General features: G+C 53.2%; 11 protein-coding genes. 5 read left to right on the top strand and 6 right to left on the bottom strand.

Annotation, left to right across the window (positions count from 1 at the left end):
• Window positions 1–168: 168 nt before the first annotated feature.
• The 5 genes from pckA to EDI29_RS16645 form a co-directional block, all read right to left on the bottom strand.
• Window positions 169–1,788, bottom strand: coding sequence for a phosphoenolpyruvate carboxykinase (ATP) (gene pckA / locus EDI29_RS16665; protein ID WP_137741775.1), 1,620 nt, complete (start codon window positions 1,786–1,788; stop codon window positions 169–171).
• 197 nt (window positions 1,789–1,985) lie between these two features.
• The gene (hslO, locus tag EDI29_RS16660) at window positions 1,986–2,855 is read right to left on the bottom strand and encodes an Hsp33 family molecular chaperone HslO (protein ID WP_137741774.1); all 870 of its coding nucleotides are present in this window, start codon (window positions 2,853–2,855) and stop codon (window positions 1,986–1,988) included.
• A 54-nt stretch (window positions 2,856–2,909) separates the two neighbouring features.
• Window positions 2,910–3,320 (bottom strand): ribosome-associated heat shock protein Hsp15, encoded by a 411-nt coding sequence (gene hslR / locus EDI29_RS16655; protein WP_137741773.1) that lies wholly within the window; start codon window positions 3,318–3,320, stop codon window positions 2,910–2,912.
• Between the two features lie 12 nt (window positions 3,321–3,332).
• Window positions 3,333–4,019 carry a GMP/IMP nucleotidase gene (yrfG, locus tag EDI29_RS16650; RefSeq protein ID WP_137741772.1) on the bottom strand — a complete coding sequence of 229 codons (687 nt, stop codon included), beginning with the start codon at window positions 4,017–4,019 and terminating at the stop codon, window positions 3,333–3,335.
• A 119-nt stretch (window positions 4,020–4,138) separates the two neighbouring features.
• Window positions 4,139–6,286, bottom strand: a complete 2,148-nt coding sequence (locus EDI29_RS16645) for an intracellular growth attenuator family protein (protein ID WP_137741771.1) — start codon at window positions 6,284–6,286, stop codon at window positions 4,139–4,141.
• 436 nt (window positions 6,287–6,722) lie between these two features.
• On the opposite strand from EDI29_RS16645, the gene nudE reads away from it, so the two are divergent.
• Window positions 6,723–7,289 (top strand): ADP compounds hydrolase NudE, encoded by a 567-nt coding sequence (gene nudE / locus EDI29_RS16635; protein WP_137741770.1) that lies wholly within the window; start codon window positions 6,723–6,725, stop codon window positions 7,287–7,289.
• Between the two features lie 71 nt (window positions 7,290–7,360).
• On the opposite strand, the gene mrcA is transcribed toward nudE, so the two are convergent.
• Window positions 7,361–9,916 (bottom strand): peptidoglycan glycosyltransferase/peptidoglycan DD-transpeptidase MrcA, encoded by a 2,556-nt coding sequence (mrcA, locus tag EDI29_RS16630; protein ID WP_137741769.1) that lies wholly within the window; start codon window positions 9,914–9,916, stop codon window positions 7,361–7,363.
• Window positions 9,917–10,027: 111 nt separating this feature from the next.
• Here mrcA and pilM point away from each other — a divergent pair, with 111 nt between their 5' ends.
• The 4 genes from pilM to EDI29_RS16610 are packed head-to-tail and all read left to right on the top strand — an operon-like array spanning window position 10,028 to window position 12,405.
• Window positions 10,028–10,879 carry a type IV pilus biogenesis protein PilM gene (gene pilM / locus EDI29_RS16625; protein ID WP_137741768.1) on the top strand — a complete coding sequence of 284 codons (852 nt, stop codon included), beginning with the start codon at window positions 10,028–10,030 and terminating at the stop codon, window positions 10,877–10,879.
• A 2-nt stretch (window positions 10,880–10,881) separates the two neighbouring features.
• Window positions 10,882–11,451, top strand: coding sequence for a PilN domain-containing protein (locus EDI29_RS16620; protein ID WP_137741767.1), 570 nt, complete (start codon window positions 10,882–10,884; stop codon window positions 11,449–11,451).
• Complete coding sequence (locus EDI29_RS16615; RefSeq protein WP_137741766.1) at window positions 11,444–12,031, top strand: hypothetical protein; 588 nt, start codon at window positions 11,444–11,446, stop codon at window positions 12,029–12,031. Before EDI29_RS16620 ends, EDI29_RS16615 begins: the two co-directional genes overlap by 8 nt.
• Window positions 12,028–12,405: a HofP DNA utilization family protein gene (locus EDI29_RS16610; protein WP_137741765.1), complete on the top strand. Its 378-nt coding sequence runs from the start codon at window positions 12,028–12,030 to the stop codon at window positions 12,403–12,405. Before EDI29_RS16615 ends, EDI29_RS16610 begins: the two co-directional genes overlap by 4 nt.
• Window positions 12,406–12,438: the final 33 nt, after the last annotated feature.

Here is a 12,438-nt window from a genome sequence, read left to right as displayed (position 1 = left end):
ATCGTAAAGACGCTGTGAATACGTCCATGTACGCTCGGCTTGCGCCATCCCTGGCGCAAACGCTTTACTCTTCTATTCCGTTACTACCGTTTTCATTCGGCAAATAGGTTGTCAACGATCTGAAGGCGCGGACTCCGTGCCTTTTTCGTGATGGACTCTCTTTAGCCTTTACCGCTTCGGCCCTGCTTTCACCAGCGCGGCACCTGCCGGTGCATCGGTGTATTTATCGAAGTTGGTGATAAAGCGCTGTGCCAGATCGTCCGCTTTTTCCTGCCACTGTTCGACGCTCGCGTAGGTATCACGTGGGTCGAGAATGTCAGGATTGACGCCGGGCAGCGAGGTTGGGATCGCCAAGTCGAAGACAGGCAGCGTCTGCATTTCTGCCTCATCAATACTGCCGTTCAGAATGGCGTCAATAATCCCGCGCGTATCCTTGATTGAGATACGCTTGCCGCTGCCGTTCCAGCCGGTGTTTACCAGATAGGCCTGCGCACCTGCCGCCTTCATACGTTTCACCAGCACTTCTGCGTACTGCGTCGGGTGCAGCATCAGGAATGCCGCGCCAAAGCAGGCGGAGAACGTCGGTGTCGGTTCCGTCACGCCGCGCTCAGTTCCTGCCAGTTTAGCCGTAAAGCCAGACAGGAAGTGATACTGCGTCTGATCGGACGTCAGGCGGGAAACGGGTGGCAACACGCCGAAGGCGTCCGCCGTCAGGAAGATCACTTTGGTTGCGTGACCCGCTTTAGAGACCGGTTTAACGATATTATGAATGTGGTAGATCGGGTAAGAGACGCGGGTATTTTCGGTTTTGGAACCGTCGTTGAAGTCCACTGTGCCGTCAGCCAGCACCGTAACGTTTTCCAGCAGCGCATCGCGTTTGATGGCACCGTAAATATCCGGCTCCGCTTCTTTGGATAACTTGATGGTTTTGGCGTAGCAACCGCCTTCAAAGTTGAAGACGCCGTCGTCGTCCCAGCCGTGCTCGTCATCGCCAATCAACTGGCGTTTCGGATCGGTGGACAACGTGGTTTTTCCCGTACCGGACAGGCCGAAGAAGACCGCGACATCGCCTTTTTCGCCGACGTTCGCCGAGCAGTGCATCGAGGCGATGCCTTTCAGCGGCAGCAGGTAGTTCATGATAGAGAACATCCCTTTCTTCATTTCGCCGCCGTACCAGGTGCCGCCAATCAGTTGGATGCGCTCTGTCAGGTTGAACGCGACAAAGTTCTCGGAGTTCAGCCCCTGTTCCTGCCAGTTCGGGTTGGTGCATTTTGCGCCGTTCATCACGATGAAATCCGGCTCAAAACCTGCCAGTTCTTCATCGCTCGGGCGGATAAACATGTTTTTGACGAAATGCGCCTGCCAGGCCACTTCCGTCACGAAACGTACGCTGAGGCGACTGTCTGGATTGGCACCGCAGAAGGCATCGATGATGAACAACCGCTTGCCGGACAGCTGCGTGGTGACGAGCTGCTTCAGGTGTGTCCAGGTTTCCTGACTCAATGGGTGGTTATCGTTTTTACCTTTGCCTTGATCGGACCACCACACGGTGTCGCGGGTCACGTCATCGCGCACGATGTATTTGTCTTTCGGGGAACGGCCGGTAAAGATGCCCGTATCGACGGCTACCGCACCCAGTTGGGTTTCGATGCCGCGTTCATAGCCTTGTAGGGTTGGAGAGCGTTCTTCTTTAAAAAGGAGTTCATAGCTGGGATTGTAGACAATATCGCGGACATCATGGATTCCATAAGCAGCCAGAGCTTGCGGGGTAATACCGTTGATCTGCATGTTGCTACTCCTCAAGTTATAGTCGTACTACTAAACATTGTAGGGAGTAAGCTTATTTTAACCGCGATAGCAATCATAAAATTAAATAAATTCATTAATAACTTTGCTTATTTAGGGTGTTTGAAAAATAATCACGGTGGTTTACTGGTGGGAAAATAAGCAAAATAAAACGGGTACTTTCGTACCCGTTAAAACGATTAATGCAACAGATTTCCTGATGAATCGTGCCGGATCGCGCGGATATCCAGAGAATTAAACAGGTAGTGCGTACCGCAATAATCACAGTGCATATCGATTTCACCATCCTGTTCGATCATCTCATTCACGTCCTGATCGGACAGCGTCATTAATGCATCTGCGCAACGATCGCGCGAACAGTGACAGCGGAATTCGACATCCTGCGGTTCATACACGGTAACCTCTTCCTGATGGTAAAGGCGGTACAGCACCTCGTTAGCAGGCAGGGTAAACAGCTCTTCAGCTTTGACCGTTGTGGTGAGCTGTGCCAGATGATCAAAATCATTGCGATCGGCATCCTGCGCAGGCAGTACCTGTAGCAACATGCCTGCGGCGGCCTGATTGCCCTCGTGCTGTCCGGTTCGGATAAACAGCCGTGTCGGCAACTGCTCGGACTGCTGGAAATAGCTTTCCAGACATTCGGCAACGGTTTCTCCTTCTAAACCAACCACGCCTTGATAACGCTCGCCGTCGGTTGGCGTAATCGTAATGACCAGATAGCCATTGCCGACCATCTCTTTCAGCGAACTCCCCGGTGCGATATCCCCTTGCAGACGGGCAACGCCGCGCATCTGCTGTTGGTGGTTACCGTTAATGACCGCCAGTTTCAGCGGGCCATCACCCTGAAGCTGCACGGTAATATCACCGCTGAATTTCAGCGTTGCCGTCAACAGGCTGGTGGCAACCAGCATTTCACCCAGCAGTGTTTGCACCGCAGACGGGTAGTCGTGGTTAGTCAAAATACGTTGGTACGTCTCGTTAACTGTCACTAATTCGCCACGGACGGCATAATTTTCAAACAGATAGCGATGTAGTTGGTCGTGAGCCATGATGTTTTTCTCGTTGTAGTACGCGATGAGTGGTGCAGCGATCGCCGCAGCGCGCTAGTCCTGATCGCTGTATTTAAATTTAATCAGATCGCGTCGCTCTTTTTTATCAGGGCGGCGATCGGGGTGTGGCATCGTCAGCGCATTCATTTTCCGCGCCTGTGCCACCTTTTCTCGTTTCTCAATGCTTGCTGCCGTTTCCTGATACAGCGCCTGCGCCTCTGTCGCACTTCTGCGCTGGCCGCTGACGGCTGAAACGATCACGGTGCGTTCATCATTTCCCTGACGCAGTTTAATCTCGGCATTCAGCTCGACTTGTTTGCTCGGCTTACCGCGTTGCCCGTTATAGTGCACTTTGCCGCCGTCGATCATCTCGCGGGCTATTGCTCGTGTTTTATAAAAACGGGCGGCCCAGAGCCATTTGTCCAGACGAACGGCGTCGTCGGCCTGCTCGGTAGCTTTCACCATAAATCCTCCTGATTACCCTGCGTTAACGGAGTGACGCAGAGCCGGTAGCAGCGCAAGATAGTCATTCATTGACGGATGTTGCAGGAACGCTTTCTCCTGCTGACCGGAGTCGGGATTACGCACACCCAGACAATAATGGATGCCGAAGGTTTTCGCGGCATCCAGAATCGGTTCGCTGTCATCCACGAACAGGGTTCTGGCAGGATCGAAACCGGTTTGCTGCTGTACGGCCTGCCACAAGCGCTGATTCTCTTTCGGATACCCATAAGTATGGGTGGAAAGCAATAAATCAAGGTGCCGATCCAGCCCGGTATGCTCGATTTTTACCGCCAGACTGTGCGGATGGGCGTTGGTCAGCAGAATCGTCTCTTTACCGCATTCGCGCAGCGCCGCTAAAAATGGCGTAGTGTCATCGCGCAATCGGGCGCGTGCACCGATATCTGTCGTCATTTGATAGATATCCAGATCGAGACGTTCTGACCAATAATCGAAACAGTACCAGTTTAGCGTGTGCTGAACGGCACGGTACTCCTGCTCGATAAGCTGGTGCGCCTGTTCAAGGCTAATGCGACGTTTTTCACTGAGCGACTGCGGCACCAGTTGAAGCCAGAAATAGCTGTCAAACGCCAGATCGAGCAGCGTGCCATCCATATCCAGTATCACCGTGTCGATGTCATGCCAGTTAACGTGGGGATTCATAACGACTCCAGATGTCGCGCCGTGCTATAGGGGTGATGCAGCAGAAGACGCGCAATGCAATTGTGACAAGAGTGACGGTCGCTAGGTTAGCATATAACCGCAGGGCGGGCACGATGCCGTTAGCGGGGGAGCTGAGGGCGATTGTCCGGGAACGAGTTCGTCATCATATTGAAGCGTGAGGCGTAATAGCGCTGAATATCGGTTACTCGCTTCTGGCTTTTACGCATCTTAATGCCGGTCAGAACCGCATTAACGATAAACGTCACGGAAAAAAGCAGCAGCAGCAGGCAACTGCCGAGATAACGCCAGACGGTAATGACGTCGGGTTCGCTGTGCAGGCTGATGTGCTGCGTCCCGTTGGCATCGGTATTGAGCTGCGTGATGACGCCGGTGGCATTAAACGGCGTATGCAGCAGCATCGCAGAAAGCCGCTGGAGTTCCTGCCATTGATCCGATGGGCGATATTCATTCAGCGGCATCGGAGGGAGCGGGTGGTTAACGAACTGTCGGCCTTCATCGCTACGAATCAGGAATCCACCAGGGGGAGGGCTGTTCAGCGACTCTGCTGCATTATTGATTTCCTGAGAGAAGAATTGATCGGTGGAGCTGTTGACCAATGATTCCAGTGTTTCTGCGCTGACGGCGGGCAACACTACATTCATGCCTTTCAGCTTGCCGGAATCGGCATCTTTTACCAGCGTGTTCCAGTTTTTGACGTCGCTCAGATTCACTAGCGCGTTCTTTAAGCGGGAGCAATCGTTTTCCTGTTTACACAAATCTTGTGTTCTCAGGACAACATCAGCGAAGTTCTTCATCAGAATCAGCCCTGACTTCTGGATCGTGGACGCTAATTGAGAATTGTCCTGACCTTCTTTATCAGCTTGCGGATGAAGCTGGCTGTTGACGGATTTCAGTAAGGCGGACGTTTTTTCTATTGTCTCGGACTCTGGTAGCGGTAGCGGCGCAGCTTTGTTCCAGTAAATAGCGGAACAGTCGAAAGGGCTGTAGGCATAGGGCGATGGTGTGGCGATGGGGTGAATGCCTGCGGGCACATAACACATACCGCTACCGCGAACTGCCAGCGTGTCGCCAATACGGAGCTGAGCTTTTTCCAAATCGCTGACTTGCGTGACCTCAATGCGCTGTGCGCCCTGAAGCCAGGCCAGGCTGAGTTTTAACGGTAGTTCGAGCGGCACGTTAGTGACGAGTAACATCAGGCTGAGCAGTGAACCCGCAGCCAGCAGCAGATTCCTGCCCCAGCGCTGTAGCGGGAAATATTTCACTTCATCGTGCAACGAAAGGTGCTCACCTTGACGAATCACTTGCCGGTTGAGATAGATATCTACGTCCGTTTTTCGCCCCAGATCCTGCGTGATATAAGGCTGCCAGTGCGGTGGGTAGATCAGATCGATGTTGCCGAGCGAGATATTGCCGAGTGGCCCCTGATTGGATTCGCCAAACAAACCCAAGCCTTGTGGCGTGCCGTGAAGGCAATGGACATCCCGCAATTCCTGAGAGGACGGCGACCGGAAAAGCTGCCATAAGCTCCAGCCCGCCAGCAATGTCGCCATGCCGATCAGCCAGGGGAGTAGAACGATAGGGCTATTCAGGCTGATGAACAGGAGAAAAAAAGACAGGCAGAGCACGGCCGTTTCTTTTAACCCTCTGGAGTGGTGTATGACGTGTTCTTCACGCGTTTCTTTGCGGATGGTAACCAGCTCCGCATGCTCACTGCCCTCCTGACGGATAGAGGCATTTGGCACGGGAATTTCAGCCGGTAACGGGGCTAGCGGACGATCGTCGAGGCATTCTGTCAGCGTATGACCGTTTAGGGAAATCACCAGTGGGATCGAACGTGTCTTAATCAGCTCGACGGTATTGTTTTCGGTAATGAACTGTTCCCAACTGGGCGGCAGATGAATCTCTTGGGTATCAATGTAGTAGCGCCACTTATTCTGAACATCGGTGCTCAGGCCGTAGCGTGTAATGGTATGGGTGATAGGATACACCCGATTACTTTGCAGAGATCGTGGCAGTTTTGGCTGCGCATTAGGGATATCAAGCGGCGTGGTTTGCTGGCTGTTTTCCTGGGCCAGATAACGCTCAATAGCGATCCGTTCATCTTCGGTTAACCGACGGGGAAGCGATTGCGAAACAGGTAAGGGCGGAGCGGACAGGAAACGGCGTCGCATACGGTAGCCGACAAGACCTCCGATAACGATCAGACAGGCAAGCAATATCGCCAATAGGGTAAATATTGTGCTCATGTCATCTCCATTCCAAAACGCAATGCTCCTTGTTCCTGTCGGAGTTTAACAAAATTATACAATCGATGATAACCCGTATGGCGTTGTTTTCTTAGATTAATAACGTAATTGTGAATAGAATTAATCGCATAAGGTGATGATAGTAACAAGCAAAAAACGCCTATTGAATGAGGATAATCCTATTTTTTTTAAGTTATTGACTTTGGGCGGTCGTTTCTCATATACGATGTGTCCCGCATGTTGCTCACACGTAAATTCATCGTCACGATAGTTGCAGCGAAGGTGACTGTTAACGCACAATGTGAACAGAATCAAAAAAGAATATTTACGATCTCTTCTTATTCAACAGCATGTCGTGTTCAGGTTGCGATAAACGCAGTCCCTCATGTGCGTTGGGCGAAGGCGCCGTTCTGGTCGTAACTCTCTGGGGGCATCAATGAGTCATAACCTGAAAAAACCTAAAATCCTCAAGGTGGAAACGGTAGCGCGTTCGCGCTTGTTCAATGTGGAATCCGTCGATCTTGAATTTAGCAACGGGGTACGCCGGGTTTATGAACGGATGCGCTCAAGCGGTCGGCAGGCGGTGATGGTTGTCCCGATCATTGATGATCAACTGTTGTTGATCCGCGAATACGCTGTCGGCATTGAGGAATACGAGCTGGGTTTCCCTAAGGGGCTGATCGATCCCGGTGAAACGGTTTTTGAAGCGGCTAATCGCGAACTGATGGAGGAAGTCGGTTTCGGGGCGGAAAAGATGGAGCTGTTGGCGACGTTAACCATGGCACCCTCCTATTTTTCCAGTCAGATGAATATCGTGGTAGCGCGCGGGCTGTACCCGCAGAGTTTGGAAGGCGATGAACCGGAGCCTCTACCGCAAGTGCGCTGGCCGGTGGATAATATGATGTCGCTGCTGCAAGAGCCCGATTTCCGCGAAGCACGTAATGTTAGCGCACTGTTTCTGGCTCACAACTGGCTGCATCGTACCACCCCGCTAATTTCCTGACTCATCATAGCCAAAAAAGAAGGCACCGTTTCAGGTGCCTTCTTTGTAAGTGTAACGCTATCGAACGTTGGCTAGAACAATTCTTCGCTTTGTCCGTTATCCATCAGCGTGGTGCCGACTTCATGCACTTCGTATTCTTTCGGCTGCGTACCGTCAATGAAGTATTCGGAACGGCTGTTCCCGCCACCGTTAGACAGCTTGCCGCTGCTGCGGTCAATGACCACACTGACGATGCCTGGCGGCGGCGTCAGCGGTTGTTCCGGTACGCCATCCAACGCGGCTTTCATGAAATCATCCCACGCAGGCTGCGCTGATTTCGCACCGCCTTCATAACCGGAAATCTGGTCTTTGATGACGCCAGATGCGCTGCTGGCACCCAGATCGCGACGGTGATCGTCGAAGCCAATCCAGACTGAGGTCACCAGATTCGGGCCATAGCCGGAGAACCAGGCGTCTTTGGAACTGTTCGTTGTACCGGTTTTACCGCCGATATCACGACGTTTCAACTCGCGACCCGCACGCCAGCCCGTCCCCATCCAGCCCGGTTCGCCAAAGACGTTGCTGTTCAGCGCGTCTTTAATCAGGAACGCCAACGGCGTGTTGATCACGTGCGGTGCATAAGGTTGTGCGGCGTTTTGCTGTGCGGCCTCTGGTGTGACGGGCTCCAGCTCTGGCTGCGGCAGGCCTAAAGGCGGTGCTTCGTTTGATGTAGCAACATCTTCAACGTTGGTGGTTGCCAACACTGGTGAGCGCGGTGTTTCACCGTAAACCAGCGGCAAATTACAGGTATCGCAGACCACTTTTGGTGCCGCGGTAAAGACCGTGCCGCCCGCTTCGCTCTCTATCTTGCTAATCAGATAAGGATCGACCAGATAGCCGCCGTTTGCCATGACGGCATAGCCACGTACGACCTGTAGCGGCGTAAACGAGGCGGCACCCAGCGCCAGCGATTCAGTATGGACGATATTCTGCGCAGGGAAACCGAAGCGTTGCAGGTAATCCGCCGCATAGTCCACGCCCATCGCACGCATGGCACGCACCATTACCACGTTTTTGGATTGACCCAGCCCCTGACGCAAACGGATCGGACCATCATAGGTTGCCGGTGAGTTTTTCGGCCGCCAGTCAGATCCTGCGCCCGCATCCCAACGGGTGATTGGTACGTCGTTCAGAATCGTTGCCAGCGTTAAACCTTTGTCCATCGCAGCGGTGTACAGGAAAGGTTTGATGTTGGAACCAATCTGGCGCAGTGCCTGCGTCGCACGGTTGAATTTGCTTTGGTTGAAGTCAAAACCGCCAACCAGTGCTTCTATCGCACCGTTTTTCGGATTAAGCGAGACGATAGCAGAGTTGACGTCCGGCACCTGTGCCAGCCACCAATCATCGTTCACTTTACGTACCCAGACCTGCTGGCCTGCCTGTACCACGTCCGTGACGCGTTTCGGCGTTGGCCCTTGCTGCGTATCGGAACGGTATGCGCGTGCCCAGCGCATCCCCGCCATCGGCAGGGCAATATTGCTGCCGTCAGAGAGGATCGCAATCGCGTTGTCCGCTGTAGTGCTGGTGACGATGGCTGGAGAGAGCGGGCCGTAGACCGGCAACGCTTTCAGAGCCGTAATCATCTTCGTCTGATCCCAGACGCCTTCACCCACTTTCCACAACACTTTACTTGGGCCGCGATAACCGTGGCGCATGTCATAGGCGAGGATGTTATTACGTAATGCATCCTGTGCGGCGGTTTGCAATTTTTTGGTGACCGTCGTGTAGACCTTATAACCGTCGTTATACGCATCTTCGCCGTAGCGTTTGACCATCTCCTGCCGTGCCATTTCCGCGACATACGGTGCGGAGAACGAAATTTCAGGCGCGTGATAATTCGCGACCAGCTTTTCGTTGCGTGCCGCGTCGTATTGCGACGGCGTGATGTAGTTTTCATCCTTCATCCGCGCCAGTACTACGTTGCGGCGGGCAACGGCGCGGTCATAGGAATAGAGCGGGTTGAACGTCGATGGAGCCTTCGGCAAGCCGGCGATCATCGCCATTTCGCTCAGCGTCAACTGGTCAACAGGGCGACCGAAGTAAACCTGTGCCGCCGCGCCAACACCATAGGCGCGATAGCCAAGGTAAATCTTGTTCAGGTAGAGCTCAAGGATTTCATCCTTGGTCAGCAATTGCTCAATACGAATAGCCAGAAACACTTCCTTGATCTTACGAGTCAGGGTGCGTTCCGGGCTCAGGAAGAAGTTCCTGGCAAGCTGTTGCGTAATGGTACTCGCCCCTTGAGAGGCGTGACCAGAAGTAAGCGCGATAGACGCGGCGCGGATAATCCCGACGGGATCGACACCGTGGTGATCATAGAAGCGGCTGTCTTCGGTCGCGATAAAAGCATGTACCAGCTCAGGGGGAATCTGGTCCAGCTTGAGCGGGATACGGCGCTTTTCACCAAATTGAGCGATCAGTTCGCCATCGGCGCTGTAGACCTGCATCGGCGTTTGTAACCGGACGTCTTTCAGCGTGGCGACATCGGGCAGTTGGGGTTCGATATAGCGGTACAAACCATATATCGAGGCAGCTCCCAGCAGAATGCAAGAGACTGCAAGGATGAATAGATACTTTACGAACTTCACCTGGGATTTTCCATTCAGTAGCGTTTGGACAGTTTATAAACAATCGGGCGCTAGTATAAAGATAACCCAGCACTGTGGATACGTTTATTGGATAAGGAAATCGGGTTAAACATGGCTTATCACATCTGGCGGGTTGGGTTAGATATACAGAACGGCTTCATGCGCGCTCTGGCAGTTCAGCGTCGCCGCTACGGTTGGCAGCTTCGTCACTGGTGGCAATATCCACTACCAGACGATACGTTGCGCTCGGGTAGTCTACACCATACTGAGGTGCTTTGTGAGGCCTTACGAACATGGCGTCGTTTACTGCCTGAACATATTTCATTGCGGGTGGGGTTTCCTGCTCAGTCGATTTTGCAGCAGCGTTTACCGCTGCCTGACCGGCGTTTACAGGAGCCAGAACGTAGTCTCTATATTGAAACCCTGGCGGATCGCAAGCTGCCGATTAGCCGTGAATCGTTGGTCATAGACTATCGGGAAGATCCGCAAGAGCAGGGTTCACTACTGGTGACGGCTGCACGCCGACAGGAAATCGACAAATGGCTGACATGTCTGAAGAGCGCGGGGCTATGCCCTGATGTCCTTGACGTTTCAACGTGTGCGCTTCGAACGATGGCACAGCTGGCTGGACTTGAAGCTAACCGTCTGTTCCTGCATCGCCTGTTGGATGGCTGGTTGTGGGCATCCCCGTTGAACCACGCGTTTCACGCGGGCGTGATACACCTTGATGAGTTGCATGATGAAGCCGATATCGTATCGGTTGTAAGCACTCGCTATCAGCATGATGTCGATGGTATAGCCTATTATTCCAGCGTCTCGTCCGATGTACCCAGACAGAGTAGCGACGTATTACTGCCGTGGTCGCCGTTAACGGTGTTTAGCCACCTACAGCCACCGTTGCTGAGTTTTCCCTCGGCTTTTGCGATCGCGAGTGGCTTGGCATTGCGTCCTGAGGATGTCTGACTATGCTGCTGATTAATCTTTTACCCTGGCGTAAAACGCAGAGGCGTCAGCGGGCACGCCGCTGGTTAGGGCTATTGTGGCTACAGGCAGGGTTGATGTTATGTCTTATTGCGGCAAGTTATCTGCTTTGCCAGCACCGGCAACAACGTGCGCAGGATGGGCTTAATGCGGTTCTGGCGCAACAGCAGCAACTGGCCGCGTTGTATCAGCAAACTTACCTCGCGCGGGAAACGCTGCGTCGCTTTCAGGTTCAAGAACGTACAGAGGCGGTCATCCTGCATGACAATCGTCGCAGTCTTCATTTGTTAGAGCAGCTTGCTGGCATGATGCCCGTGCGTCTGTGGCTGACGGAAATCGCCGACCGTGGGTCGCATTTGCTACTTACCGGCGTGAGCGGAAACTATCACGACATCATTACGCTACAGCACGCGTTATTGCGTCATGTTTCAGTCGAACGCGTACAACTGCTGCGTACATCCCGAGAGCGCGGTGTGGATGACGGGCTACGTTTTTCCTTGCAGGTTGACTGGCGCAGCGCAACTGATTCCCTGTTGGGGGATGACCATGATTAATCAAAAAATCATGCTTAATGCTGTGTTGAACCGACCAGGACTAATTAATAAACCGCTCTGGCAGCAACTTGCCCTGCAATGGGCGTTTGTGGCTGTCGTTGGGCTGCTATCAGGCTGGTTCTTCATTGGTGACGTACGGAGAACCATTCTTGGCGCGGAGGCGCAGATCGTTCAGGTGCGGCTGGATATACAGGAAACGCAACAAAAACTAGACACGATGCCGTTATTGTCAGTTTTACACACGCAGCTAGCGGGAAAAAACGCGCGATCCGCTCCCTTTCAGCCCGATGTGTTGGCACAACTTCTCGTCGAGCCTCTGTCGCAAGCGGGGGCTTCGCTGCTGTCCTGGCAACCCGCTTCCCGTGGTGTAGAGGCTCCTCATCAGGAACGTTGGCAACTGGTATTTAGTGCGGATTACACGGGGGTATTGCAGGTGCTTCGTAAATTGACGGCGCTGCCTTATGTACTGCGAATTGCGCAGTTGACGGTCAAGCCAGATGCTGCGTCAACCAAGCTATCCTCTGAAGCGCCACGGCTACGGGTTGAATTATCACTGATCGAGCCAGAGGTGGTGCCATGAGCCAGATGATAGGTCGTATTCCATGGATGCTGTTATTCGTGCTGCATAGCGTGCAGGCAGAAAAAACCGCAGCACGTATCGACCCTTTTCATCCGTTGAACGCCGCACGTTGCCTGCCCTCAGCGACATTGCCTGCGTGGCGGCTAAAGGGAGTGATTGGTTCTGGTGACCGCTGGATTGGCTGGCTAACCCAGCCAGAAGCAGGGTGGGTCCGGCTAACAAATGGCGAGGTTGTTCCTCCGGGAAATTGGTCGGTCAGTCAACTGGATAAATCAGGAGCCAAACTTGTTCCGACCGCGAGGGGGGCAGGTTGTGACGGTCAGCAGGAGAGCCTATTGCTGGCTTCGCCATTTATTAATAAGCCAAAGGAATAGGTGAAACTTGCCTATCGACTCGTATTTTTTAAC

Source organism: Pectobacterium polonicum (assembly GCF_005497185.1).
GTDB classification, from domain to species: domain Bacteria; phylum Pseudomonadota; class Gammaproteobacteria; order Enterobacterales; family Enterobacteriaceae; genus Pectobacterium; species Pectobacterium polonicum.
The sequence above is the reverse complement of the archived record's forward strand: the minus strand, read 5'-3'. Positions and strand labels throughout refer to the sequence as shown.

Coding starts and splice junctions, on each gene's coding strand:
- EDI29_RS16615 (WP_137741766.1), top strand. CDS start 11,444: ATGATTAATCAAAAAATCATGCTTAATGCTGTGTTGAACCGACCAGGA.
- hslO (WP_137741774.1), bottom strand. CDS start 2,855: ATGGCTCACGACCAACTACATCGCTATCTGTTTGAAAATTATGCCGTC.
- pckA (WP_137741775.1), bottom strand. CDS start 1,788: ATGCAGATCAACGGTATTACCCCGCAAGCTCTGGCTGCTTATGGAATC.
- yrfG (WP_137741772.1), bottom strand. CDS start 4,019: ATGAATCCCCACGTTAACTGGCATGACATCGACACGGTGATACTGGAT.
- EDI29_RS16610 (WP_137741765.1), top strand. CDS start 12,028: ATGAGCCAGATGATAGGTCGTATTCCATGGATGCTGTTATTCGTGCTG.
- hslR (WP_137741773.1), bottom strand. CDS start 3,320: ATGGTGAAAGCTACCGAGCAGGCCGACGACGCCGTTCGTCTGGACAAA.
- nudE (WP_137741770.1), top strand. CDS start 6,723: ATGAGTCATAACCTGAAAAAACCTAAAATCCTCAAGGTGGAAACGGTA.
- pilM (WP_137741768.1), top strand. CDS start 10,028: ATGGCTTATCACATCTGGCGGGTTGGGTTAGATATACAGAACGGCTTC.
- EDI29_RS16620 (WP_137741767.1), top strand. CDS start 10,882: ATGCTGCTGATTAATCTTTTACCCTGGCGTAAAACGCAGAGGCGTCAG.
- EDI29_RS16645 (WP_137741771.1), bottom strand. CDS start 6,286: ATGAGCACAATATTTACCCTATTGGCGATATTGCTTGCCTGTCTGATC.